Source organism: Aquimarina discodermiae (assembly GCF_040786235.1).
In the GTDB taxonomy this organism is placed as follows: Bacteria; Bacteroidota; Bacteroidia; order Flavobacteriales; family Flavobacteriaceae; genus Aquimarina.
In genome coordinates this window covers 12,112-37,378 of record NZ_JBFMKP010000014.1, presented here as the reverse complement: position 1 = coordinate 37,378, position 25,267 = coordinate 12,112, and the positions used below count along the sequence as shown (strand labels likewise).

Here is a 25,267-nt window from a genome sequence, read left to right as displayed (position 1 = left end):
TCAAAGCAGAGCTTTGAAATCTTTTTTCACCAGTATAAGATTTATTTTGCGTTAAAAAATCTTGAAACCTTGGAAAGATTTTAGCAAAACAAATCTGGTTTTCAATGAAATTGAAAAATACCTTAAAAAAAGCGCCTTTTCTTTTGGTTCGTTTTCTTTGGGCGAGCAAAGAAAATGAACAGAAAGTTAAATCAAAGGAGGTTAGGTAAAAAATTAAGAATATGTAAAACTTTGAAAAACAAATTATTACAAAATATCCAGTGATAGTGATTTTTCATAGTGAAACGAAGAAAAATTGTATCGAAATTAGGCTTTTGCTTGAAAACATACGTTGATCGATATGTGTTCATAAAATTGCATCGAGAGTGTAGTACTGATCGATATGAATCAAAAATAATGTATACAAATTCAGTCAAAAACTGTTGTAGTTTAAAGATGTTAAAATCTCCTTAAAACTGTATGCCTAGTAACACATTTTTTTATCTTCATCGATAAACAAAATGTAAACTAATGCAATCAACAAAATTTATTCTTTTAGGGTGCATAATGCTCCTTTATGTAGGTGTCGTTTTTTCTCAAGAAGCAGCAGATACCTATAAAATTAAAGATCACTATATCAAGCAGGAAGTGGATATTGTGATGAGAGATGGAATCAAATTACATACGACTATCTATTCACCTAAAGATACTTCAAAAAAATACCCCATATTATTTCAGCGTACTCCTTATAGTTGTAAACCTTACGGAGAAGGTAAATTTAGAAAAAGGCTAGGGCCTAATAAGTTCTTGATGAAAGAAGGGAACATTTTTGTGTATCAGGATGTTAGGGGTCGTTGGAACAGTGAAGGAGAGTATGATAATATGCGCGCTTATATTCCGAATAAAAAGGGAAAACAAATTGATGAATCGAGCGATACTTATGATTCTATAGAATGGTTAATCAATAATGTATCGAATCACAATGGTAGAGTAGGAGTTTGGGGAATTTCGTACCCGGGGTTTTACGCTAATTGTGCTTTGTTAGATGCACACCCTGCTTTAAAAGCTGTATCTCCACAAGCTCCTATCGGAGACTTTTTCTTTGATGACTTTCATCATAATGGAGCGTATATATTAAGCTATTGGAGAGGTACCGCAGTGTTTGGATATCCCAAAGAAGGACGTACCAAAGAGGTTTGGTATGAGTTTCCAAAATTGAAAAGTAAAGACCAATATGACTTTTTCTTAAAAGCAGGTTCTTTAAGTAATATAGAAGGACATTTTGATGGTAATTTTTTCTGGAAACAATTATCAGAACACCCTAATTATGATGAGTTCTGGAAATCAAGAGGGATTATACAACATCTAAAAAATGTAAAACCTGCCGTAATGACCGTAGGAGGTTTATTTGATGCAGAAGACCTATACGGGCCTTTAGAAACCTATAAAAGTATCGAGAAGAATAGTGATAATTATAATATTATGGTATTCGGTCCATGGGGACATGGGGATTGGTATTACACCAAAAAACGTCAGGCAATAGGAAATGTTTATTTTGGAGATGATCTATCTATAGCGTATCAACGTGATATAGAAACAAAGTTTTTTAATCATTTTCTTAAAGGATCGGGAGATAATAACACTGGGTTATCAGAAATACGAGTATTTGATACCGGTAAAAAAGAATGGAATACATATGATACCTGGCCTCCAAAAAATATAGAAAAGAAATCCTTTTTCTTATCTGGTAGCGGGCTTTTAGGAACTGCAACGCAAGAAGGAAACGTGCAGTTTGTGAGTGATCCTAAAAAACCAGTACCGTATTCTGAAGATATTAAAATGGAATACAAGTTGCGAAAATATATGACAGATGATCAACGTTTTGCAGCCCGTCGTCCAGATGTAATGGTTTTTGAAACACCAGTTTTGACAGAAGATATGACTATTACCGGTGATATCCTTGCCCAGCTAAAAGTAGCGACTACAGGTACAGATGCCGATTGGATAGTAAAACTAATAGATATATACCCTGATGAAACAGAAGATACAAAAGAGACTCAGGAATATTTAAAAATGTCAAACTATCATTTAATGGTGCGTAGCGAAGTAATGAGAGGACGTTTTAGAAATGATTTTGGTAAACCAGAGCCTTTTGTTCCTAATCAAAAGACCGATGTAACCATCAAATTACAAGATATTCACCATACCTTTAAAAAAGGCCATAAGGTTCAGGTACAAGTGCAAAGTACATGGTTTCCGTTGATCGATTTGAACCCACAGACCTTTGTACCTAATATTTTTAAAGCAAAGGATACTGACTTTACAAAGCAGACACATACGATATATCATGATTCTTCCATAGAGGTCACTATTTTAAAATAAGTATTAACCCAAATACCCAAGATTATGAACGCAATAAAAATAAAGGGATTATTGTTTTTATCTCTTCTGACCATTGCTAGCTGTAAACAAGAAAACAAAGAAGCCAAGAATACGAATGCTTCTACAGCGATAAGTAATGAAACGTATTCTGAAAAACTAAATGATTGGTTTGAAGTACAGTTTCAGGATAAGTTAAAAAAATCCCCAATAACGCAGTCTTATTTGGGTATTAAAACAGAAGATTATGGTAAATGGGATGATATATCTTCAAAACGAAAAGTTGAAGATTTAGAACTGGCAAAACAACGTCTTTCTTACCTAAAGGACTCGGTAGACCTTTCTAAATTAGATGAGGCGACGACTTTAAGTTATAAATTGATGAAACAAAATCTAGAAAATGAAATAGAAGATTTTCAATACCGTTTTTATGACTATCCTGTAAATCAAATGCATGGTATGCAAGCAGAGATACCAAGTTTCTTAATTAGCATACATAGGGTAAGCGACACTATAGATGCAGAGGCATATATTTCTAGATTATACGGTATTAAACCAATGTTTGCTCAACTTGTCGATAATATAAAAATGAGAGAGAAAAACGGTATCATGCTGCCTAAGTTTGTGTTTGCAAAAGTTTTGGATGACAGCCGTAATATCATTACCGGGCAACCTTTTGATAAGTCAAATAAAGAAAGTACACTGCTAGCTGATTTTAAAGGAAAAGTAAATGCGCTGGAAATTTCTGATGAACACAAAAAAGAGTTAATATTTAAAGCAGAAAAAGGACTTTTAGAAGGTGTTAAACCAGCTTATGAAGCACTTATATCGTTGTTAGAAGAACAACAACAAAGAGCAACAACCGAAGATGGGGTATGGAAATTTCCTAAAGGCGAAAAGTTCTATAAGATTGCATTGCAAAGAACAACTACTACCGATATGACATCAGATCAAATTCATGAACTCGGGCTTAAAGAAGTGGCACGTATTCATGAGGAGATGCGTCATATTATGAAAAAAGTAGGTTATAATGGTACCTTAAAAGACTTCTTTACGTTTATGAAAGAAGACTCTCAGTTCTATTTTACTCAGGATGAGAAAGGTAAAAAAGCATATCTAGAACAGGCAGTTGCGCTAATTGATACAATGAAATCTAAAATGGATCAGCTCTTTATAACCAAGCCAAAAGCTGATATAGTAGTAAAGCAAGTAGAAGCTTTTAGAGAGAAAAGTGCAGGAACAGCTTTTTATGAGCAAGGAACTCCAGATGGATCCAGACCAGGAATTTATTATGCTAATTTATATGATATGAAGGCAATGCCCAAATATCAAATGGAAGCACTGGCATATCATGAAGGAATACCAGGGCACCATATGCAAATTTCTATAGCACAAGAGTTAAAAGGAGTACCTAAGTTTAGAAAATTTGGAGGATATACTGCCTATATAGAAGGTTGGGGATTATATAACGAGTATTTGCCCAAGGAAATAGGAATGTATAGCGACCCTTATTCTGATTTTGGTAGATTGGCAATGGAGTTATGGAGAGCTTGTCGACTGGTGGTAGATACTGGGATTCATACCAAAAAATGGACAAGAGAAGAAGGTATTAAGTATTATACCGATAATACTCCTAATGCAGAAAGTGATGCTGTAAAAATGGTAGAACGACATATTGTGATGCCAAGTCAAGCAACTGCATATAAAATAGGAATGAATAAAATTCTGGAATTAAGAGAAAGTGCAAAGAAAGTATTAGGTGACGCATTCGATATCAGAGAGTTTCATGATGTTGTATTGACAAATGGAGCAGTACCTCTTACCATCTTAGAGGACTTGGTAGCGGTATGGATTTCTAAAAAAAGTATCACCAAAAATAGAAAAGTTGGTTCTTAGACTTGATCAGATATAATCATATAATAAAAACCTCATAGCAGAAATCCTATGAGGTTTTTAATCCACATTATGGAGTTTAATTCTCCGCGGCTTGCCTCGAAATGTAAAACTGTTTTTCTGCTGGATGCCTTGTGAAATTGCTTGTAGGCGGTTGATTTACAATATTATAGTATTATGAAAGTAACTCTTGTAGCATTATTTATTCTTTTTTCATTATCCTGTCAGGAAAAAGAAGTAAAAAAAACAAATGAGGCAATAGTCATTTATCCTGATAAAGAACTACCGGTACTAAGAATTAATAAAGATACATTCACCAAAATAGATACTACATATTTTAATCATTCGGTAGGAGGGAAACCTATAAAAGAAGAGACTTTGGTATCGATGAAGTATGATAATGAGTTTTTAGAAATAAAATTCGAATGTAGAAACAATCCTAGGTTAGATCAAAATAGCTATACGAAAGACAATTCATGGCTATTTAAACAAGAGGTTTTTGAGCTTTTTATAAGTAAAGGAAAAGAAACTAAGGAAAACTACCTGGAGATACAGTTAAATCCTAATAATGCCCTGTTTTTGGCCAAAATAACAAATCGTTATAAAAGTGATAAAAAATTTGCATTAGATCTGGTAGATATAGCTACTTCTGGGATCATTCATACGGTCAAAAAAGACAGTGAAAATAAAACATGGATAGGATACCTTAAAATTCCTCTTGGTTTATTACAATATCCTAATAAAACTATAGATACTATATATCGGCTTAACATGTTTAGAATTATTTCTAATGAGGATCACAAAAGTAAAGATTGGAGTGTTACCGAAAAAAATGCCACTTTTGCTTGTTGGAGTAGTACCATGGGAGAAACTCCAAATTTTCATGCTCCGGATTTTTTTGGGTATTTGTATCTGGAGTAGTAATCTCAATTAGAAATTATAGGACTAAACAATAATTTGTGTTCTATTTCTTTTGTATCATTTTTATAGACAACCACCCCAGTAATACTATGATTACGGTCATGATTACCCATAGCCATGTCTTGTTTTCGAAAATAGGGGCTACTACTGATGCTTTCTTTTTTTCTATGATCAATTCAGAACCCGGATCCAATTCAGTTAAGTCCTTGGGAATATTATTTGTGAAACGTGCAATGTCATAATTAGGCCTGGTAGCTCTTTGGTTACCATAGGTTAGGAAATACGTTGCAGGATTTGTAAAACGAGCGATTAATTCATGTAGGTGTCCTTTTACTTCTATTTTATTAATGGTTAGGGGGTGATTGTCATGATTGTCAATGTAGATTTTTAGTTTTTGAACCGTCGTGTTACCAAATTGAAACTCGTTTTTTTCTATCGAATTTAATGTTCCAGAGGTTAGTTTGCTATAATTGTATTTCCACCCTTGCTCGGTTTTTAAGCTATCTGTAACATATTTGATGGTTATAGGACGGTAATAGTCAAAAGTTTCAGAAACATCTATATGGATACTACTTAGTCGAACAGGTAACTGAAGGTCAACGTCAACAACAGTCTGTTTAGTTTGCTTATGCTCTTTAACAGTCATTTTCTTTATGCTGTATGTTCTGAATTTGCCCTCAGTAATTTCATTTTGTATTAAGCTTGCAACCGTTAGTTTAGGTTTTTCTTTACTGTCTATGAGCAACCTGAAAAAACGATATTTCGAATCTGGGAAGGATAATTTAGTGAATCGAAAATCAGTCTGGTTATTCTTGATAGATAGGATTCGGTAGTTCTCGACCACAGTAAACCACTCATTTTGATTCTGACTGCCTTCAAGAGTAATTCGCCAGTCAAAATTTTCTTGATTGAAATCTAATTTGATTTGATTGATGGATTCTTTAGAGGGAATTTCAAATGTAAAATAATACCCCTTATCATTATGTGAGGCATTAAGGGATGTAAATGCTACATCTTTGGTGGATATTTTTTCAGCAGATAAACGCAATAAGTAAGGAATTTCAATGGTATCATTACTTTCTGTTAGCCCAAAAATTCGCAGGTCCGCTAGATTTGGAGAGGCCTTTTCAAAAAGCTCATTGGGTACAATAATCTTATGCCATTGTGCTGTAATCCCTTTTAATTCTCGTTTGTAGTCGTTGTCTGCTAGCTGCCCATAAGAAAATGAATAGGTTACAAGAATTAGCAGACAACATAAGATACTATTTAGGTGTTTCATCAGAAATGATATGTTTGTATTTGTTATATAAGAATGAAATTATCAGAAGTAATACACCTAAAGACACGAATACGATGGTTTTTGCAATTGTATTAAGGTGTGAAATGTCATAGAAAAACAGCTTGATCAACGTTACTCCGAACAATATAATGGCTCCAATTCTTAAATGTTTTTTCTTTTTCCATATTCCTAAAGTAATGAGGAAAAGTGAATAGATTCCCCAAAGAATACTCAATCCTAGTTTGTAAGATTGTGTTGATTCTGACATGTCCATCCAATAGATTAACTCGCTGCTGGCAATCCACAAAACAGAGGTATGCAATAAAAAGTCAAAGGCCATTCTGAAATTTATTCGCATAAATTGTTGCTGTAGATATTTATAACAGGCGACAAATGTTAAAGCAACAAATGCAAATGAAACGTATCTTATGATGATATTGAAAACACCCTTTTTATAATATTGCGATAAGGTCTGTTGCATATAGCTTTCTCGTAATTCACTTAGGATATATAGTCCCTGAGTTAAAAATACAACAAGAGTTAAGATGATTAAAACAAGGTTAATAAATCCTAATGTTCGACTTTTTAATTTTCTGAAATTCACAAAAGCAAGTAAAGAAACGAATAGCAGAGAGTAATTGATGATCCAGATTGACTTGAATTTTCTCAAATCGTTGTTCCAATAGTGATCTGAATACTCTTGACCTGCTTCGTTAATGGTTAGTGCTGAATCCTGGTAAAGTTGATTCCAATAATATGCAATTTCTATACGAAAAGCATAGTATATGGTGATCAATAGCATTGCGGGAATTAAAAAGGAAAAGACTTTTGACATTCCTTTTCTTGGAAGCAATTTAGTAAGATAATTCTTATTGTGATTCAATAGGTTAATGAAACCGAAAGCTGCTATAAATAATATAGAGGTTAAGAAATTGATGTTAAGCAATGGGGTTATTCTTGGTTCTTGACTTTCAATATAATAAACGTCATATAACGTCATCCAGTCGTGAACAATACTAAAAAATGCTAAAATCATTAGTGGGTAGGACAGTTTTTCATAAATAGGTACATTTTTTGTCCTTCCAATCCAAAATAATAAAGCAGCTTCACCGGCCCATAGCAATGTGACCCAATTGCCGTTAAGTTGAACAGGAATAGCAATAGTGATAAAGATCAATACCAATCCAGATACAAGAAAAAACAGGTTTCTATTGGCCAGTTTTTGGCGATAAATTAGGATGCTCACAATAAAATGTACAATGGCATTAAAAAGTGTAAAAACACCTAATAATTGTTCTCCCGTGTAATGTGTGTTGAGAATGGTATAGCCAATTCCATAAAAAACAAATGAATTGGTAATGAGTAAGATAGTGTCGCTAAATTCGAACTTTTCTTTTTGCAGTACTTTATAAGCAAGAAATGTTAGGTAAAATATACCAAAAAATAAAGAGAGAAATATAAGTGCCAACCCAAAGTGGGTATTAATTTGGTATTCAGATACATACCAGCTAAAATAAATCAACCAAGTAAGCCCGAAGGACGAATAATAGAGGGATTTCCAATATTTTTTGAAAGCAATGACCAAAATCCCGATATTGATAATAGCTATATAAGTAAATAGGATACCAACCTTTCCCGAATCTTCGCTTAGCAGGAATGGAACAGCATATGAACCCACTAATCCGATATGAGCAATTACCTGTTTGTTATAATTTATGGCTGCAATAACGGTAAAAGCTGTAAAGACAACCATCAGTGCAAAAGCCATAATTTGTGGAATCAAGCCATAAAAACTATAAGCCGAATAGGTAATGAAATATAGTATTGCCATTGCACCACTCACAAGAACAGCACTATAGTTTTTATATTTTTTCTTCAATTTTATTCCAAATCCTAACAGTCCTAACCCCGTCAAATACCCTAAGATTATTCTTGTAAGCGGACTTATTAAATCATTCTCAATAGAATACTTTGCACCGATCGCAACGCCAATAACGGTAATCGCAATACCAATTTTGTTGATTAGGTTTTCACCAATAAATTTTTCGAGATCAGATTTTACTTTAGGCCGCTTCTTGACAGGTGGAGCAGTTTGTTTTATAGGTTCTTGCTGTAGTTGCTTTGGTTGCTGATGTTTGTGAGCAGTCGTTGCTGTGTCTTTTTTGATTTCAACGTTTTTGTCGATGGCAAGCTTGTCCTGTTCTTTGTTAACCTTCTGTTCAGTCTCGTTGTTTTTCAGTCTATCGATCTCAATTCGAAGTGTATTGATATCTCTCGAAAAGTCATCCTGTCTTTTCAAAAGGGTATCCAGCTTTTCTAGGAGCTGATTTATTTGGTCTTGATTGTTAGTCATATTTTTTTAATGTATGGAAACATTTAATGTATGGTTTGTTGCACAACGCAGTAATAGCAACTGGTGAACTGCTACGGTGGCGAAGGAAACATTCCAATAAGTTTAACAAGGTAATAAAATTAGAATGAATTCTATGAAGAGATTTATTAGCGGTGAATTACATCTCTCTTTGTTGTGTTTATATTTTTAATTTAAACTTAAACTTTTTAGATTCAATCGGTTTGTTGTCTTTTTCTATGGTTATAAACTTTGTACAAAGATCTTTATTGACTCCAAAGTTATCTATCCAAATAGCTGAGCCTCCTTTATCTATTACATTTTTTTTTTACAAAATGTAGAGTTTCCTTTACCCCTCTATTATCTTGACCAAAAGTGTCGAAAAGAATATATTTTGATTTTGAGATAGTGTTTATCAAGGTCATTATGCGTCTTGGATTTCCTGGCAAGTAATCAATTCTTGTAGAAGGATTTATATAGTCAATTTTATATATTTCATTTGTTAGGTCAGGTCCTTTATCTGCATTTTTTTTAAGAATTGTCCAACTTTGGTTGAGAAGATTTTCTCAAACCCCAGTCAATTTTTTTCTGTAAAATGTTTTGCTAAGCTTAGCTTTTATTCAGGGTTTAAATAATTTTCATCTTCAGAAAGATAATTTTTCAGGGTATTGTATAGAAACTCAGAATGATGATCATTTCCTATAATAATACCGAGTAATTCACTTTGATTTAGATCAAACGGAGGTAAAAAAAAGTCACTTATATTTAATCCTTTATTAGCTAAAATTTTAGTATCCATATTTTATTAAGGCCAGCGGCTTCGGCTATGATTAGTACGGGAATAAAAAAGCGATTAATTTCCGATTAAGCAATTAGCCAAAACTTTTTATTTTGTTTTAATTTTTTTATTTTTAAAGCCAAATCAAAAGATTTGGCGGACATTATAAAAATACACTAACTTTTGGATTAAATAGCAAAACCCGTATTAATTATAGCCATTGTTGGCAGTAGTTTTTTTACTTAATAATTTCTAACCTCATCAAACCATTTAATTGCTTTTTTTGCGTCAATTTCAAAACTTGGAATTTGTCTTAATTGCTCTATAGCTTCGCCAATGTCTTCTCTTTCTGTTGTTTCTATTTGTGATAAATCATTAAATGTTTTAGTAAAGTCTATTAATATTTCTTTTGCTTCCTTTTCTGTTTTGACTTTTTTTAATTTCTTTAAAGTCGCTTTATAGTTTTTTATAGCTGATTTAGCATTTTTACCTTTCCAGGCAGAAAATGGTATTCCATATTCCGTAGTAAACCAAATGGATTTTCTTAATTGAGAAACGGTTGAATAATCTAACTCTCGTTCTTTGGTTAATTTTTTTAATTCACTTCTAAGTAATTTTCCTTTGGTCTCTTCAATATTCCAGCCAATGAATGATGTTAATTTTTTCCAAGATTTTAGAGATGGTAACTCTTTTAAGTTTGGAGCATATCTTATGGCTAGTCTATCCAAATTCTCAAATTGTTCTAGGTATTGTAAATTGGTAACGTTACCATATAATTCTAAACTTGTTAGGTTTTTAAATTGTAAAAGGCTTTTACAATCAAAAGCTTGACCAAAAGGTTCCACATAAATACTTACCTTGCTAGCTTTACTAAATTCTTTAATAGTTGGTAACTTATAAGGTGTTTTACTGCTTTTGTCGGTAGAAGGATGAAAAGCTAATGAATCCACTTTCACGACACTTTCTATATCTACATTTGCTATATTTCCAGTTAGAGAAAATCCAGAATGGTTACCTAGTTTTAGATTTATTTTATGATTTTCAGCATTAATAATTAATCCACTTATTTTTGCTTTTGAAAAATCTGCAGATACAGGTTTTAAAGGAGTCCAAGTGAATTGTTCTATTTCTCTTTTTTCAGACCATTTTGAAAAGTTAGAATCATTTCCCGAGTAACGGAAAACACGTGGCCAATTTCCATAAGGATGTAGGTCTGAGTGTTTTTTTCCGTGTGAAGTAAAGAGTAAATTGAAAGAATCCCAATTAATAGGCAAGTCATTATCGACAAGAACATCATATTTTTTCGTATCCATTCCAATAGCTCCAATAGTAAAGCTTCCTTGACCTGGAGAAATTGTTATAGAATGACTATTTTTTCCAGTTAATGAAATATTTGTAGGTTCCCCTTTATTCATTTATTTAGTTTTAAATTACTGCCAACAATTATATATAGTTACTAAAGTAACTATATTCTTCTATATTTAAATATATATGTACCTCAATATCTATTGACCCAAAATATAAAATAACCAGCAAAAAATGAGATTTTGAGGGTGCTTTGATAAATTTTACTTGAAAAGTATAACCTTAGTAAAACCAATTTTACAACTTCAGCGTATATCCCTTTTTTTCTAACCAACCGGTAAAAACAACAACCAATAAGGCAAAACCAAAAGAAATAAGTAAACCGATTATCGAGGCATTTAGAGCATCTGGAAGTTTTATACCTGTAAGTACCCAAATGGGATATAGAAAGTAAGGAATCATATAGCATGTTAAGGTCGCAGTACCAGCAGGAGCGATGATAGCTGCCCATTTTACTTGTTTTTTGACATCTGCAATAAAGTGCAACATCGAAAACAAAAGAAAACCTATTCCTGTACAAATGGCCAGCCATGAAGGGGTTTCCTGTATTTTGGAGATCCCCCAAAATGAACGGGTGATCATTCCAAAAGCAATGTTTATGATTCCTAATACAATAAGGGGTGCATAAAACCATGGTAATTTGGTTTTAGATAGTTTTATATGGAGTAAAGAAGCAAGGATACCTGCGGTGGTAAAAGCCGGAATAGTACCTGTATACAACACCGAAAAAGAGGTGATAATTTCACTTTTGAAAACAATTAGATTGGTTTGGTATAGTACAGATAAGACAATTAAGATGATCCATATAATACCAATAGTAATGCTATTTTTTCTGCTATAGAGATAGAGCAAAGCATTAATGAAATAGGCCCAGCCTATCAATCCTAAAATGCCCCACCATTGTGTTTTCATCCAATCGGTCCCTTCAGCGCCACCTTTGTATATGACGGCTAGAAAAATAAAAATACCTATACCAATGATTTTAAAATAGGGATGCCATTTTTTGGGTAGGGGTGTTTTTTTCCAATTCATCCATACCAAGGCAATGGCAAATGCCATGAGTAATCCCCAAAAGTATTTTCCGATAATGATGCTTTGGTGATGTGCGGTACCATAATTAACCATAAAAACACCAATGATAATCAAAGAAAAAGATCTAATGATAATATGTCGGGCAATTTTTGAAGTAGGCTCTTTTTTAGCAATACGGTGCCCTATAGCGTGAGGGATACTTAACCCCACAATAAATAAAAATAATGGAAATATGATATCAGAAAATCCCAGGTAATTCTCATGAGCAGCCGCATGGGTAAGCCATTTAGGAACATCGGTAAGTGTCCAGAAATCATTGACCCAAATCATCAGAACCATGGTAACGGCCCTAAGAATATCTATAGATGCAACTCTCATTAGTATCGAGAGGTAGTTTTGGTATAATCTGTATAGATCGCTTTCTGAAAGACTTCCCAATGAGCTTCGGTCATTCTATCCGGAGTAAACAGGCAAATACCAGAAGCACCGTTTACCATAGATTCTTTGATAGCTGCCTCTAACTCTTCTGGTAACAAACCATGATTCTCAGGATCTGTCTCCTGGCTTTTATTTTTAGGTTTCGGGCAGATAAATAAACCACTATAAATGGGTTTTTTGGCATTAATACTGCTTACTTCTTCTTTGGTGAGTTTGCCAATCCATGAGGTGTCTCCCAGATAAAAATCATTATAATTCATAGGATAAAAAGCATCCAAATTCCATTTATCCCATTCTTGTCGAACTAATTTTTTTGCAATTGAATGGGGCCCGGGAAAAACAGCCGCATTAATTACTTTGTTTTTTTGATGTACGCTATCGGCTAGTTTATTAACTAGGTTAGTTATCAAATCATAACGAAACTGTTTCCATTCTTGTAATTGAGAAGGCTCTTTTACTTTTTTAATATCTATATCTGATAAAGATTTAAAATCATGCGCACATGTATCACAATAACAATAGTCAAATTGTGGGTACTCTTTATCCATGACCAGATTGTATTTTTTCCACAATCCTTTTGCCAAAATTACGTCAGGAAAACGTATATAATCCAAATGGATACCGTCGACTTCTTCTATATCGGCGATACTTTGATATAAGTTTACTAAAAAGTCATGCACTTCTGGTTTGCTGGGGCATAAAAACTGATAGTGTGATACATAAGCCGGTTTGTCAAAAGCAGATTCGCCTTTTCCGTTTATAGCGTACCATTCTGGTTTTAGCTTAGGATTGGTGTATTGAATCATGGTAGGAATCCATGCATGAAACTTCATTCCGGCTTGTTTTGCGATTTTACCTACTCTTTTATAAATCAGAGGATCATGACCTGCAGAATACATCAATCCGTCAATACCCTTGTTTTTTAAACTTTTGAATTGACTTTTTAGTTCGTTATCTGTTTTGTTTTCTGGTAAAATAGCCCATGCATAGACCGGTATTTTATACGATGGATTAGGAGGGGTTACAAGATCCTTTTTGATCTCTTTTTTACAGGAAAACACTATAAGGATGAAAAGAAAAAATGGGTATGTTTTTTTCATGACAACAGTTTTTGAAAAAGAACTCATCTTGACTTTTTCTATTTCCTAAAAAATGGATGAAATTCATCCATATTTTGTTACCTTTCTTACTCGTAGCACTGCTATGATTTTCAAAAAGTTTCTAATCTGGTCAAATTTCAACTCATTTTAGTTCACGAAGCCTATTTTTTATAATAAAGAGTTCATGAATCTTCGATTTCGGTTAAAAACAAAAAGTCAAGATGAGTTCAAAATGTGGAAGAAGTACCTGAAAAAAATCCATGTCTAAAACTTTTTTCTGCAAAACACATATATTCATAGAGATTTAACGTGTTTTTGGGGATGATGGTTTATATTCATGATACCCAAGCCTGATATTTGTCGTATCATACGAATAACTACCAAGTTAATGGTACAACATTACGATAAAATTTTAGAACCGTAATTATTTATCCATTAGTGTTCTAAACTGATAAAAGAATCGTTCTATAAGACGAAGATCTTCGGTAATTATTTCGACAACTCCTCTCATTTCTTGCTTAAAAGGAATCTCCTTGTCGTATGTGGTAATTAGTTTTTCTGGTAATGCTACTTCTATTAGGTATAAACCATCTTTATTAGGAAGAAGTGAGATGTGTTTTACTTTTCCTTTAAGCGTCCCAAACTCATTATCAGGAAAGTTCTCTAATCGAATATTAGCGATCTGCCCTGCTTTGATTTTTCCCGAGTTCTGTGCAGGAGCTTTTATTTTTGCGATATATGAAGAGTCTTCAGAGGGAATAATAATAAATACCAAATCTCCTGCAGCTACGGTTTGATTTTCTGTCCAGAAATTAAGAAAAGATGCTCTCCCATCCATATCAGATTTAAGAACATATCGTAGCTCCCAATCTTTGATACTCTTTTTTAGCTGCCCAAAGGATTGGATTACTTTTTTAAATAAATTAATCTCTTGTTTTCTTTTATTGATCTCGGTGCCTTTTGATGTTTTGTTGGCATTACTAATACTTTCTGTAATTTGTGACAATTGTACATCATTGTTTTCATAAGCACGTTTTACTTGCAGATAATCTAATTCTTTACTTTCATACTCTTGTGCAGAGATAACACCTTTTTCGAATAAGTTTTTTTGACGTTGTAATTCCTTTTTTTTGTAGTCTAACTCTGTTTTACTAAGTCTTTTTTGAGCCTTCAAATTTTCAAACCTTCTATAAAGCTCTGAGAGAGATACCTGGTTGGCAATTGCTTCATTAGAAAAAGGCTGCAATTCTTTATTCAAAATATACTCAGAGTAGCTGTTCTCAAAGATTGCAAAACTAGTTTCGATTTCTCCTAAAAATAATACAGGGATATCGTTTATAGGAAATTTAAAAGCTGTGTTGCTTACTTTGATAGTATCCACAATAGACTTAAGCAAGAATACGTCTTTATAATTAGCACTACTTTGTAAAATGGCAAGTGGGGTATTTTTGGTAACTTGTTGATTATCTTTTATTAAGATAGATTCTATTTTCTCATTTACTTTGGCATATACTTTTTGAGGTGGTATTTTGGTGGTGATAATGGCCTGTGCCGGTATTACATCAGGATATTTTATCAACCATGATAAGAAAAGAAGTAGTAGTACCAATGCTAGAATCAAAAGATTCCCCCATCTGATCATCCAATGTGGTACACGAGTCAAAATTTCCTGTACTTCTTCACTGCGTAGTTGTATGTCGTCTAATGTATTTTCGTCTGGCATGATGTATAATTATAAATTACGAACTTTGGTTGTATGTGATGGGTTTTTACTGGTCATGACATTCTCTTTTTCATTCATCTTCTATTCGTAATTATTGTGTTTATTTTCCTAATTCAAGTTGGTTTTTTACTAGATTAAAATAACTCCCTTTCTTTTTGATGAGTGCTTCGTGATTACCTACTTCTACAATTTTTCCTTTGTCTAGTACTACGATTTGATGCGCATTTTTTACCGTACTTAATCGATGCGCAATTACCATTACAGTTTTATCTTTGAAAAAAGTATCCAACTTTTCCATAATAACTTTTTCATTATTGGCATCTAGAGCAGAGGTAGCCTCATCAAAGAACAAGTATTTTGGGTTTTTGTATACGGCTCTGGCGATAAAAAGGCGTTGTTTTTGTCCTGTACTTAGACCAATCCCTTCCATACCTATTTTTGTATTATACGATAGTGGGAGTGATTCTATAAACTCTTGTATATTGGCTACGTCGACAGCATGAGCTAATTTTTTCTTATCGACATAATCATCTCCTACAGCAATATTATTGGCGATCGTATCATTAAATATATACCCTTCTTGCATTACCACTCCAAATTGATCTCGCCACGATTTTTGAGATACATTTTTAAGGTCATGATTACCAATAAAAATTTGACCTTTATCAGGTTCATAGAATTTAAGTAATAGCTTCATTAAAGTGGTTTTTCCACTACCACTTACACCTACTACAGCTGTTATTTTGTTGGCAGGAATTGATAGGTCAAGCCCTTCTAATACTGGTTTTTCGGATCCTACGTACCTGAAATCCATGTCTTTAATATCAAATCCAACTTTATCCGGAATTTCTTTGATTCTCTCTACACCAGCCTCTTCTTCATCTTCTTTATTATGGATTTCACCCAGTCGCTCTAATGATATTTGTGCATCTTGCAATTCACGTAAGAAGTTGATAAGTTGAGAGATAGGAGCATTTAATTGTCCTACGATTGCCGTAATGGCAAGCATCATACCTAGAGTGATATCTCCATCAATAACCAGTTTGGCAGAAAAGACAGTGATCAAAATGTTCTTTAACTCATTGATAAAAGCAGATCCTACGTTTTGATATTGTTCTAAAGCAAGATTTTCTATCGAAATTCTAAAAAGTTTAGCTTGCACAAACTCCCAATTCCATCGCTTTCTTTTTTCGGCATTGTGCAGTTTAATTTCCTGCATCCCGTTGACCAATTCTATCACCTTACTTTGTTCTTCACTAATTTGAGAAAAACGTTTGTAATCAAGCTTTTTACGTTTCTTAAAAAAGATAAGTACCCAGGCAAAATAGAAAAAACTACCCACTGCAAAAATTCCGAAAATAGGGACGCTGTAATAGATAAGTACAATACTAAATACAATAAGGTTGACCATAGAAAATAATACACTTAACGAAGACATTGTTAAGATCTGTTCTATTCGTTTATGATCGTTAATTCTTTGCAATAAATCTCCTGTCATTTTTACATCAAAATAGGAGATAGGTAAATTCATAAGTTTTATAAAAAAATCAGAAATTAATGAGATATTAATTCGGGTACTTAAATGAAGCAAAATCCAACTACGTAATACATCTATTAGGGTTCTACCTATAAATAGAGATAGCATCGCAATGAGTACGAGGTATACAAAATTAAGATCCTGATTTTTAATCCCTACATCGACTATACTTTGCGTTAAAAACGGAGTAATAAGCTGTAATAAACTTCCTGCCAGTAACCCCAGCACCAACTGAAAAAGAAAAGTTTTGTATTTGAATAGATACTTTGAGATGAATTTAAACCCAAATTTTTCATTTTCTTCTTCTAGATTATCATCATAAAATTTGGGAGTAGGCTCTATTAATAAAGCAACTCCTTCTTCTGTGTGTTCATCTGCATTGTTACCAATCCAAGCTTTGATAAACTCCTCTTTGGTATAGGTGATTAATCCATGAGCGGGATCAGAAACATAAATTGTCATTGTACCTTTGCGCGAGGTTTTTATGTTATAAACAACTACATAATGTACTTTGTTCCAATGTACAATACAAGGAAGCGGAACCTCTTCTAATTTGGTAAGAGAAAGTTTTACACCAAGAGATCTAAATCCAATTTGCTCTACAGCTTCGCTTAACCCTAAAAGAGAGCTTCCTTCTCTAGTGGTTTCACTCAAAGCCCTAAGTTTTGGGGTATTTAATACCCTACCATAATGTTTTGCAATAATTTTAATACACGTTGGGCCACAGTCTTTGGACTCTGCTTGATGGTAAAAAGGAAATTTTGGCATTAAACTTTTCTAATTAAAATAATTTATGTGTGTGTTATAGCTAAATCAGTTTATAATGTCATTCCAAACTAGATTTGGAATCTCATATTTCTTGGCTATTTGCATATTAAGTAAGATGCCAAATCAAGTTCATGATGACAAATAATATAGATTTTGCTATAGTACACAAAGTAAAGTAATTCTTTTTGAATGCACAGCTAATCATTACTAGGAATTTCTGTGTTAGCAGTTAAAATTCCTGAAAATCGATAAAATCAGTTGATTCTTTACAATCTATCGGGTAGTAAATGAGGAAAAAATAATAGTCGTTTGTATTAAAATTTATAAACTACGAAATTTTAAACCAGTTCAATATAAAAAGAGGGTGTTTTAACTTTTTAGACACCCTCTAAAATTTTTAAGTTTACAACTACTTTATTATTCGAAATATAAAGCAGAAGGATTATTATTTCTAAATTCCTGAAAAAAGTTTTTTGCATTAGGGTCATCATTATCTAACCAAACATTAGGTTGAGTATAAATACGAGTTGATCCACTAGTAGGTTTTGGTTGTATATATGAGGGTGCGTCTACATTGAAATAAGTAACATACCACCCATCGTTCCCACTTAATTTGATTTGTGTGGTCTCTAATATTATGTGACTAAGAGGTTTTGAAGATGATGAAAAATTTGGTGAATAATTTATTGAAAAAATATAATAATCCCATTGACCTTGTTCTCTGTCATCAATTGGGTTATCTAGTATGAAATCGGGAGATTTAAAAATTATAAATTTACCTGAATTAGAGAATACTTCAAAAGTTGCAGTAAAAGTTACATCATCATCAGTTTCTGCATTTTGTATTTGACCTGTACGTGTTGCTACTCTTATTAACCAATTAGTACTTGATGAACGATTTGAGTTTTTTTGCTTGTATTTATTTATGAAATTTTTAGCATCTTTTTCAAATTTAGCATTAGCTTCTTTTTCGGTTAAGTTCTTATCATATGATGCATGAAAGATAGGCTTTTTTAAAGCTGTAGTATGATCACTATTTATTTCTTCACGAGAGGCTTCCTGAACTTGTACAGATTCATTTTCAAATTCAGATTTTTCACAAGATGTGATAGCTAATATTCCGCATAAAATAAATGCGATTTTTTTCATTTTTTTCATTTTTTTGAGTTTTAAGATTACGATGACTGCTAGTTGGTCAGAAATATATTTATGTTACAACTAATTTATTAATTGAAATTTATGACAGAACCATTTCCAAAAATTGCATATTCATTATTTGCTTTAGGATCGTCATTATCTAACCAAACATTAGGGTTACTATGAAGATAAGCTCTTCCGCTTGATTGATTGGTTTGTATAATTGGATCTACATCAACATTAAATGTAGTAACATACCATCCATCGTTCCCATCCAAATTTAGTTTTATATAAGCTAGTTCAACCCATTTAACACGTGGTCCATATGTATTATCTATTCTAAAAATATAATAATCCCATTGCCCTTGTTCTCTGTCATCTTTACCTTGTCCATATAAATTATCTAATACGATGTCATGAGCATTGAAATAACCTAAATCTGTCAGAAATTGTGTATTGAAAGTTACATCACCATCAGTTTGTGCATTCTGTAATTGACCTGTACGTGTTGTTACTCTATAAAACCATTCATCTGTACCTGATGAACTTTTTGAGTTTTTTTGCTTGTATTTATTGATAAAACTTTTGGCATCTTTTTCAAATTTAGCATTAGCTTCTTTTTCGGTTAAGTTCTTATCATAAGTAGCATGAAATATAGGCTTTTTAGAAGCTGTAGTATGATTACTATTTATTTCTTCACGAGAGGCTTCCTGAACTTCTACAGATTCATTTTCAAATTCAGATTTTTCACAAGATGTGATAGCTAATATTCCGCATAAAATCAATGCGATTTTTTTCATTTTTTTGAGTTTTAAGAGTTTTAAGATTACAATGACTGCTAGCTAGTCAAAAATAGATTTATGTTGTTATAAAAATTTATTGCGTATTTATAATTAAAAAGCTTTTTTTAGGAGAAAGCACCTATACTTGAGTGGTCTAAACTTTTTTCATTTTTTTTCTTTTTAAATTTTCTAATGCTTGTAACCATAAATGCTAGATCGTTACATTCTTTCCAGCTGTTTGTTGTTGTAAGAATTGGTTTTAGATGTTTTACGTGTGGTAACGCAAATATCTACTGCTCTTATATTCCATTCGAAAGAAGTTTAAACCAGTCCAATAATATATCGGCAAAATTTAAAAGAGTAACCTAATAAAAATAAAGAAGTAGTTAGGGTTGTCAACAAAATTTATAAGTTATGAAATTAACAACCCTAATAATTAGTTTCTAATGCCATATTGATTATAGGCATTAGTTTCTAGTGTGTACAAAATTGAGAGGTGAGAAGGTTAATTCTCATTACAATCAACTTCAATTACTGTTTCTAAACATTCAAAATTTTCATAATCATATTTTATACAAACTAACACATCTTCACAATCGTTTAAGAAAAAATTACCTCCAGTAATTTTACTTTGTGCTTCTTTAGACAGTTTTTGTCCTGTAATTTCAAAAATAGTTTTCATAATTATTTAGGTTTTAATATTAATTGAAGTAAAGCTAAAGAATAACCAGTGTTTATTTTTTACACTTGTATATAGTGTTGTTTTGATTGTATAAAGTGTTGATTTGACTGTATAAAATGTTAGCCTAAGTATAGAAAAATGATAAATACAAAATAATTCGAACTCAAGTTCGATTGGTATTTAAAGTTAATGATTATCCGTTTTGTGTAATACTGATGTTTTCAATGTCATTCTGAATTTATTTCGGAATCTTGTTACATTCATAAGTACTATAGGGCTAAATCAGTATATAATGAGATCCCAAACTAGATTTGGGATCTCATTGTTCTAGGCTGTACAGCTGTTAACTAAGATACTGAATCAAGTTCACCATGACAAATACTATAGATTTAACTATAACTTATAACAAAAGCCTGAAACAAGTTGACAATTATGCGTTATTATGCATTGCGGACATTCAATTTAAAGTTTTAGTGCAAATAGTTTGATAGGTATAACTAGTAATCATTTACGTTATTATAAAGACAAAAATTATACACTCAACAAACAATAGTTTTATGGGTAATGTTCATTAATAGTGTTTTTTAAAACAACATTTTTCGTTTCCGTATTAATAACCATATAACTACCGGTGCGCCAATTAATGAGGTAATTGCATTAATTGGTAATGTATATTCGCTGGTGGGTAATTGTGCTATACTATCACAAATAAGCATAATAATGCTTCCGAGTAAGATAACAGCAGGTATTAATGTTTTATGATTCGAAGTATGAAATAATTGACGAGTAAGATGAGGTACAGCCAAACCAATAAAAGCAATAGGACCGGCAAATGCTGTGATACTACCCGCAAGTATTCCTGTTGCAATAATAATCAATACTCTACTTTTTTTAACGTTCAATCCAAGGCTACGGGCATAGTTTTCTCCTAGTAAAAGAGTGTTTAAAGGTTTTATGGCCAAAAGAGCAAGGAGTAAGCCTAGAATTGATAAACAAAAAAAGATGAATACATCATACCAGGAAAGGTTACCGAGGCTACCAAAGCCCCAAAAAATATATTGTTGTAATTGATCTGCTGGAGCAAAATAAGAGAGTACACTTACAATGGCAGAGGTAATACTCCCAAACATAAGGCCAATAATTAATATAGCCATAGTATCTCTTACACTACTGGAAACAATCATGACCGCTATCAAAACCAATATACTCCCCAGACTGGCAGCAATAACCAATCCCCATTTCGAAACCAAGAAAACAGACAATGATGCGGTGGCAAAGGAACTTCCTAAAATTAATAAAGCGACCCCTAAACTGGCACCAGAGCTAATTCCTAATACAAAAGGCCCCGCTAATGGATTTCTAAACAGTGTTTGCATTAATATACCTGCAACTCCCAATCCACTACCTACAATAATTGCGGTAATAGCTTTGGGTAAACGATAATTGATAATGATATGTCTCCAGGATTCTTTTTCTACTTCACCACCCACCAAACAGCTTAGGGTATCCAACCAGGGAATAAAAACAGATCCTAAGCTTATATTGGCTATAAAGCAAATGATAAGAAGCACCAGAATACCTATAAAAGCTCGTTTATATGATTTATTTTGGGTCAATTAGTCTAGTTTTTCAAAAAAATAGGGTTCATAATCTGTTAATAGTTCGGGGTGAGCAATTTTGATAATGTCTTTTAAAATTAAATCAGGTCGCATGGGCCCAAGCTCATAATATATCAAACCGCCTTTCGATCCTTTTTTTAACGACGAAGAATATACGGCTTTATTTTTAAATGCATCAAATAATGGGTATCTATGATTTTCTTGAGCAAGTTCATCTAGAGAGGTGGCATTACCTGCACCTATCCAAAGAGATGCGTTTTGACCTTTTTCGAGTACACTTTCAAAATTTAGGGTTAAACTTCCGGTTTCTTTGGTGTCGCTCCACAAATAATTGGTATGTGCATCTCTAAAAAAAGTAGATATATAACTGTTACCCCCAGGAAGATACCAGATATCTTTAAACATATTACCAGATAACACGGTTGGGGTATTCGAAGTATTGTAGGCTAACCCAACCGCTTCATTATAATTTTTTTTGATGCTCTGGAAGATTTCTTCTGCTTTATCTTCTTTGCCAAAAAACGCTGCGATTAGTTTTATCCATTCTGCTCTTCCCAATGGGTGCTCTTCCATCCAGGAACCGTTCATTACAACAGGTATTCCGGTTTTCTGAATTAGATCATAGGCTTTGATATCTCCTGTGGTCGAAAAACCAATGATGAGTTCTGGCAATAGTTCAAGAACAACTTCGGTATTTAAATTGTATTCTTTACCTAGCTCTTTAATCGCTCCTTTATCGATCAGTTCCCTGGTTTTTTCTGAAGAAATGTAATCGGTATGCGGAAACCCAACCAGCTTTTCTTCAAGCCCTAGGTATTCTAGCATGGGGATATCTGTGGTCGAGGTGACCACAATCCTTTCTATAGGAACTTGTATAAAAATGGCTGTATTTGATTTAAATGGTTTTTCGGTTCCTTTGGGATGTAAAATATAGGTTAATTCTCGCTTTGCGCCAGGCCAGGGAGTAGTGACTTTGATTTCTTTATAGGTTTCGTGGTTTTCAATTATAAGCCCAGATGCACATTCGATATGTTGCGGTGCCATATACATCACCGTAAGAGGTGTACTTTCTTTGGGTGCCTTCTTACAAGAGAACATAAACGTGGTTAGTATTGTAAAGAAGAAAATAATACGCATCAAAAATCCTTTTTTGTAAAAATAGTAAATCAGGATAAGTTATATTGTAGGATGAGGTTAATTTTAATGAATGCTATACCATAGTAGTACTATTTATTTGATAATTGAATAATTGTGTTTTGCCAAATTGATGATAAGCGTATAAATAAAAAAAGCAGCCAATACTGACTGCTTTTTGCATGGGGCGAAATTTTTATGGTATTACCTTCCTGGTCGACCATCAACATAAAAGTGTTGCGTTCTACTTTGGGAAACACAAAAAATACTATTTCTCTTTGATACTTTAAGGGTTACTTTTGACGATCTTCCTCGACGTAGTGATGCATCACGTCCTGTAGTATGACGGGTTCCTATATTATCCACTACTGTCCATTCATATTTATAATCCGAACTATAGTTTTTGGGATGTATAGATGAATAGTACTGTAGCATTTCTGTATCTTTCCTTTCTGGACATATAAGTGATGCTGGTATGGCTTTAAACTTTACTGTAGATATACCTATTTGAGTAGCACTTGCTTGATAGATAAATGAAATTTCGCCAGCGTCCGTACTGTTCCGAATTGCTTTTACACGTTGACTATTTTTTTCGACAATTGTAAAGCTTCCTGTTGCAGACCAACCTATATAAGGGCCACAAGTTTGATCAGAAACACCTACTACGGTAACACCTACATAAGGAAAAAAGCCTTCAGGGGTAATGACTACCGTTCCACCTTCGTATTTTTCAATATCCCAACAATTGATATTTTGACTGGATTTGGTAATGGTATGGATCGTTTCTTTTGATTTGTCTATGGTAAACGCCTCTTTTTGCTCAATGACCGGGAAGTGATCTTCATTGGTTTCACAGCTACTTATGAAAACAAGAAAGGCCGCTAAAAAAAATGTTTTTAAAATCTTTTTTTTCATGATGATGTGTTTAAAGTTACTTGTTTGATGAACAAATGTGTATGTTTCAAATGTAAAAGTATTGGGCGATTAGTTTTTACCTGTTTTCAGTGAAAAATAGATAGTGTCATTTTACTGAATGTAGTGTCATTTCATGGTTATCCTATAAACAAATCAGGGAGTATAATGGGACTCAGGTATTAGATTTTAATAACTTCGCCATAGGTTACATTTATGCTAAAAGAGTCTTTGAGATCTATGTTACGTAAATATGACAGTAACGCTCGTATAGGACCCGCATGCGTAATGATGATTATTTTTTCGTCAGAAAGAAGATTTAGATCTGCATAAAAATCCAACATTCGCTTTTGTAACTGTATGTATGATTCACCATTAGGTACCTTGGTAGTCACAAAATCCTTCATCCATGGATCAAGTTCTTTTGGGTTTATGGTATTCCATGATTTTAATTCCCAGTCGCCAAAATCCATTTCTTTTAATCGATTATCAAAAAAAATAGGTTTATTACAAGTTTGAGCAAGGAGTTTGCAACGTTGTAAAGGACTACAATAGATTTTAGAAATTTCTGAAATAGGAATATTTTGATGAATTTTTACTACTTCGGCATCAAAACTTTCTGTAATTCCGATATCACTTTGCCCGTAGCAGATACCTTTTTCGATATTGGGGATTGTATGTCTTACCAAATATATTTCCATAGGGCAAGAATTGATAGATAAAAAATAACTTCGCTAAGCTGTTGGACAGCACCTGCACAATCTCCTGTTTGTCCACCAATCCATTTTTTGAATTTAATTCCTAAAAATACTTTAGAAAGATACATAGGCAGTATCACTAGAAATACCCACAGATTTTTAAAAAATAGCAAAGGAATACAGCCTAAAATCAAACTTATTACCAGCGACCAACTACTTATTTTTTTTGTGGTAGGTTTTACTTTACTACTTTCAACATCACGTACATAGAGATGTGTAAAAAGTAAAGTAGTTGCTATAAAGCGACTTAGACTATGGCCAGATATGATCAGTAAAGGAATAAAATAAGGGTCCATCTCTCGTATTGCGGCAAATTTTATGGCGAGTATAAAAAGTAATCCTATGGTACCATAAGTTCCCAGCCTGGAATCTTTCATGATACGTAAAATACTATCCTTTGTCCACCCGCCGCCAAATCCATCGCATACATCTGCAAATCCATCTTCATGAAATGCTCCGGTTATGTAAATAGTCACGAACATAGAGAGAAGTAATGAGATTTCTGTAGAAAAAATAAAAGAGGCTCCATAAAACACAATCCCACCTATACTGCCCACTACGATACCTACCAAAGAAAAGTACTTAGCACTTAATTGTAGATATTCTGATTGATGATCTACCCATTTTGGACAAGGAATACGAGTAAAAAACATCAAGGCAGTAAAGAATATATGTAGTTCTTTTTTTAGCATTTTTTAACT

At 33.0% G+C, this 25,267-nt stretch carries 19 protein-coding genes; 3 read left to right on the top strand and 16 right to left on the bottom strand.

Features of this window, described 5'->3' with window-relative positions; genetic code table 11:
• The first annotated feature begins 510 nt into the window (after positions 1-510).
• From ABW636_RS10400 to ABW636_RS10390, 3 genes are all read left to right on the top strand, one after another.
• Positions 511-2,361, top strand: coding sequence for a CocE/NonD family hydrolase (locus tag ABW636_RS10400; protein WP_367589919.1), 1,851 nt, complete (start codon positions 511-513; stop codon positions 2,359-2,361).
• A 24-nt stretch (positions 2,362-2,385) separates the two neighbouring features.
• A complete protein-coding gene (locus tag ABW636_RS10395; RefSeq protein WP_367589918.1) occupies positions 2,386-4,254 on the top strand; it encodes a DUF885 domain-containing protein in 1,869 nt (622 codons plus the stop codon).
• Between the two features lie 174 nt (positions 4,255-4,428).
• Positions 4,429-5,172, top strand: coding sequence for a carbohydrate-binding family 9-like protein (locus ABW636_RS10390; RefSeq protein WP_367589917.1), 744 nt, complete (start codon positions 4,429-4,431; stop codon positions 5,170-5,172).
• A gap of 43 nt (positions 5,173-5,215) precedes the next feature.
• Here the strand turns inward: ABW636_RS10390 and ABW636_RS10385 are convergent, their stop codons facing one another.
• The 16 genes from ABW636_RS10385 to ABW636_RS10310 all read right to left on the bottom strand — a co-directional run bounded on the left by ABW636_RS10385 (position 5,216) and on the right by ABW636_RS10310 (position 25,258).
• Positions 5,216-6,451: a DUF3999 family protein gene (locus tag ABW636_RS10385; RefSeq protein ID WP_367589916.1), complete on the bottom strand. Its 1,236-nt coding sequence runs from the start codon at positions 6,449-6,451 to the stop codon at positions 5,216-5,218.
• A complete protein-coding gene (locus tag ABW636_RS10380) occupies positions 6,435-8,804 on the bottom strand; it encodes a DUF2339 domain-containing protein (protein ID WP_367589915.1) in 2,370 nt (789 codons plus the stop codon). The genes ABW636_RS10385 and ABW636_RS10380 overlap by 17 nt, the downstream gene beginning before the upstream one ends.
• A gap of 613 nt (positions 8,805-9,417) precedes the next feature.
• Positions 9,418-9,600 carry a hypothetical protein gene (locus tag ABW636_RS10375; RefSeq protein ID WP_367589914.1) on the bottom strand — a complete coding sequence of 61 codons (183 nt, stop codon included), beginning with the start codon at positions 9,598-9,600 and terminating at the stop codon, positions 9,418-9,420.
• 221 nt (positions 9,601-9,821) lie between these two features.
• Positions 9,822-10,994 carry a hypothetical protein gene (locus ABW636_RS10370; protein WP_367589913.1) on the bottom strand — a complete coding sequence of 391 codons (1,173 nt, stop codon included), beginning with the start codon at positions 10,992-10,994 and terminating at the stop codon, positions 9,822-9,824.
• A gap of 187 nt (positions 10,995-11,181) precedes the next feature.
• On the bottom strand, positions 11,182-12,354 hold the full coding sequence (locus tag ABW636_RS10365) for a heparan-alpha-glucosaminide N-acetyltransferase domain-containing protein (RefSeq protein ID WP_367589912.1): 1,173 nt from the start codon (positions 12,352-12,354) through the stop codon (positions 11,182-11,184).
• The gene (locus ABW636_RS10360; RefSeq protein ID WP_367589911.1) at positions 12,354-13,514 is read right to left on the bottom strand and encodes a family 10 glycosylhydrolase; all 1,161 of its coding nucleotides are present in this window, start codon (positions 13,512-13,514) and stop codon (positions 12,354-12,356) included. The genes ABW636_RS10365 and ABW636_RS10360 overlap by 1 nt, the downstream gene beginning before the upstream one ends.
• A 424-nt stretch (positions 13,515-13,938) precedes the next feature.
• Positions 13,939-15,237 (bottom strand): HlyD family secretion protein, encoded by a 1,299-nt coding sequence (locus tag ABW636_RS10355; RefSeq protein WP_367589910.1) that lies wholly within the window; start codon positions 15,235-15,237, stop codon positions 13,939-13,941.
• Between the two features lie 100 nt (positions 15,238-15,337).
• The gene (locus ABW636_RS10350; protein ID WP_367589909.1) at positions 15,338-17,542 is read right to left on the bottom strand and encodes a peptidase domain-containing ABC transporter; all 2,205 of its coding nucleotides are present in this window, start codon (positions 17,540-17,542) and stop codon (positions 15,338-15,340) included.
• A gap of 417 nt (positions 17,543-17,959) precedes the next feature.
• Entirely contained in the window at positions 17,960-18,691 is a 732-nt protein-coding gene (locus ABW636_RS10345) for a hypothetical protein (RefSeq protein WP_367589908.1), read from the bottom strand.
• Positions 18,692-18,768: 77 nt separating this feature from the next.
• Positions 18,769-19,479, bottom strand: a complete 711-nt coding sequence (locus ABW636_RS10340) for a hypothetical protein (protein WP_367589907.1) — start codon at positions 19,477-19,479, stop codon at positions 18,769-18,771.
• Between the two features lie 487 nt (positions 19,480-19,966).
• Complete coding sequence (locus tag ABW636_RS10335; protein ID WP_367589906.1) at positions 19,967-20,143, bottom strand: hypothetical protein; 177 nt, start codon at positions 20,141-20,143, stop codon at positions 19,967-19,969.
• 584 nt (positions 20,144-20,727) lie between these two features.
• Positions 20,728-21,759: a FecCD family ABC transporter permease gene (locus ABW636_RS10330; protein WP_367589905.1), complete on the bottom strand. Its 1,032-nt coding sequence runs from the start codon at positions 21,757-21,759 to the stop codon at positions 20,728-20,730.
• Positions 21,760-22,899, bottom strand: a complete 1,140-nt coding sequence (locus tag ABW636_RS10325) for an ABC transporter substrate-binding protein (protein WP_367589904.1) — start codon at positions 22,897-22,899, stop codon at positions 21,760-21,762. It abuts the gene before it with no gap.
• Positions 22,900-23,100: 201 nt separating this feature from the next.
• Positions 23,101-23,811 (bottom strand): hypothetical protein, encoded by a 711-nt coding sequence (locus tag ABW636_RS10320; protein ID WP_367589903.1) that lies wholly within the window; start codon positions 23,809-23,811, stop codon positions 23,101-23,103.
• Between the two features lie 179 nt (positions 23,812-23,990).
• The gene (gene cobC / locus ABW636_RS10315; RefSeq protein ID WP_367589902.1) at positions 23,991-24,509 is read right to left on the bottom strand and encodes an alpha-ribazole phosphatase; all 519 of its coding nucleotides are present in this window, start codon (positions 24,507-24,509) and stop codon (positions 23,991-23,993) included.
• Entirely contained in the window at positions 24,491-25,258 is a 768-nt protein-coding gene (locus tag ABW636_RS10310) for an adenosylcobinamide-GDP ribazoletransferase (RefSeq protein WP_367589901.1), read from the bottom strand. Before ABW636_RS10310 ends, cobC begins: the two co-directional genes overlap by 19 nt.
• Positions 25,259-25,267: the final 9 nt, after the last annotated feature.

Excerpts from the sequence above, each read along its gene's own strand:
- ABW636_RS10390 (WP_367589917.1), top strand. The coding sequence starts at position 4,429 with ATGAAAGTAACTCTTGTAGCATTATTTATTCTTTTTTCATTATCCTGT.
- ABW636_RS10345 (WP_367589908.1), bottom strand. The coding sequence starts at position 18,691 with ATGAAAAAAATCGCATTTATTTTATGCGGAATATTAGCTATCACATCT.
- ABW636_RS10380 (WP_367589915.1), bottom strand. The coding sequence starts at position 8,804 with ATGACTAACAATCAAGACCAAATAAATCAGCTCCTAGAAAAGCTGGAT.
- ABW636_RS10350 (WP_367589909.1), bottom strand. The coding sequence starts at position 17,542 with ATGCCAAAATTTCCTTTTTACCATCAAGCAGAGTCCAAAGACTGTGGC.
- ABW636_RS10335 (WP_367589906.1), bottom strand. The coding sequence starts at position 20,143 with ATGAAAACTATTTTTGAAATTACAGGACAAAAACTGTCTAAAGAAGCA.
- ABW636_RS10370 (WP_367589913.1), bottom strand. The coding sequence starts at position 10,994 with ATGAATAAAGGGGAACCTACAAATATTTCATTAACTGGAAAAAATAGT.
- ABW636_RS10360 (WP_367589911.1), bottom strand. The coding sequence starts at position 13,514 with ATGAAAAAAACATACCCATTTTTTCTTTTCATCCTTATAGTGTTTTCC.
- ABW636_RS10385 (WP_367589916.1), bottom strand. The coding sequence starts at position 6,451 with ATGAAACACCTAAATAGTATCTTATGTTGTCTGCTAATTCTTGTAACC.
- ABW636_RS10400 (WP_367589919.1), top strand. The coding sequence starts at position 511 with ATGCAATCAACAAAATTTATTCTTTTAGGGTGCATAATGCTCCTTTAT.
- ABW636_RS10365 (WP_367589912.1), bottom strand. The coding sequence starts at position 12,354 with ATGAGAGTTGCATCTATAGATATTCTTAGGGCCGTTACCATGGTTCTG.
- ABW636_RS10355 (WP_367589910.1), bottom strand. The coding sequence starts at position 15,237 with ATGCCAGACGAAAATACATTAGACGACATACAACTACGCAGTGAAGAA.
- ABW636_RS10320 (WP_367589903.1), bottom strand. The coding sequence starts at position 23,811 with ATGAAAAAAAAGATTTTAAAAACATTTTTTTTAGCGGCCTTTCTTGTT.
- ABW636_RS10375 (WP_367589914.1), bottom strand. The coding sequence starts at position 9,600 with ATGGATACTAAAATTTTAGCTAATAAAGGATTAAATATAAGTGACTTT.
- ABW636_RS10310 (WP_367589901.1), bottom strand. The coding sequence starts at position 25,258 with ATGCTAAAAAAAGAACTACATATATTCTTTACTGCCTTGATGTTTTTT.
- ABW636_RS10395 (WP_367589918.1), top strand. The coding sequence starts at position 2,386 with ATGAACGCAATAAAAATAAAGGGATTATTGTTTTTATCTCTTCTGACC.
- ABW636_RS10340 (WP_367589907.1), bottom strand. The coding sequence starts at position 19,479 with ATGAAAAAAATCGCATTGATTTTATGCGGAATATTAGCTATCACATCT.
- cobC (WP_367589902.1), bottom strand. The coding sequence starts at position 24,509 with ATGGAAATATATTTGGTAAGACATACAATCCCCAATATCGAAAAAGGT.
- ABW636_RS10325 (WP_367589904.1), bottom strand. The coding sequence starts at position 22,899 with ATGCGTATTATTTTCTTCTTTACAATACTAACCACGTTTATGTTCTCT.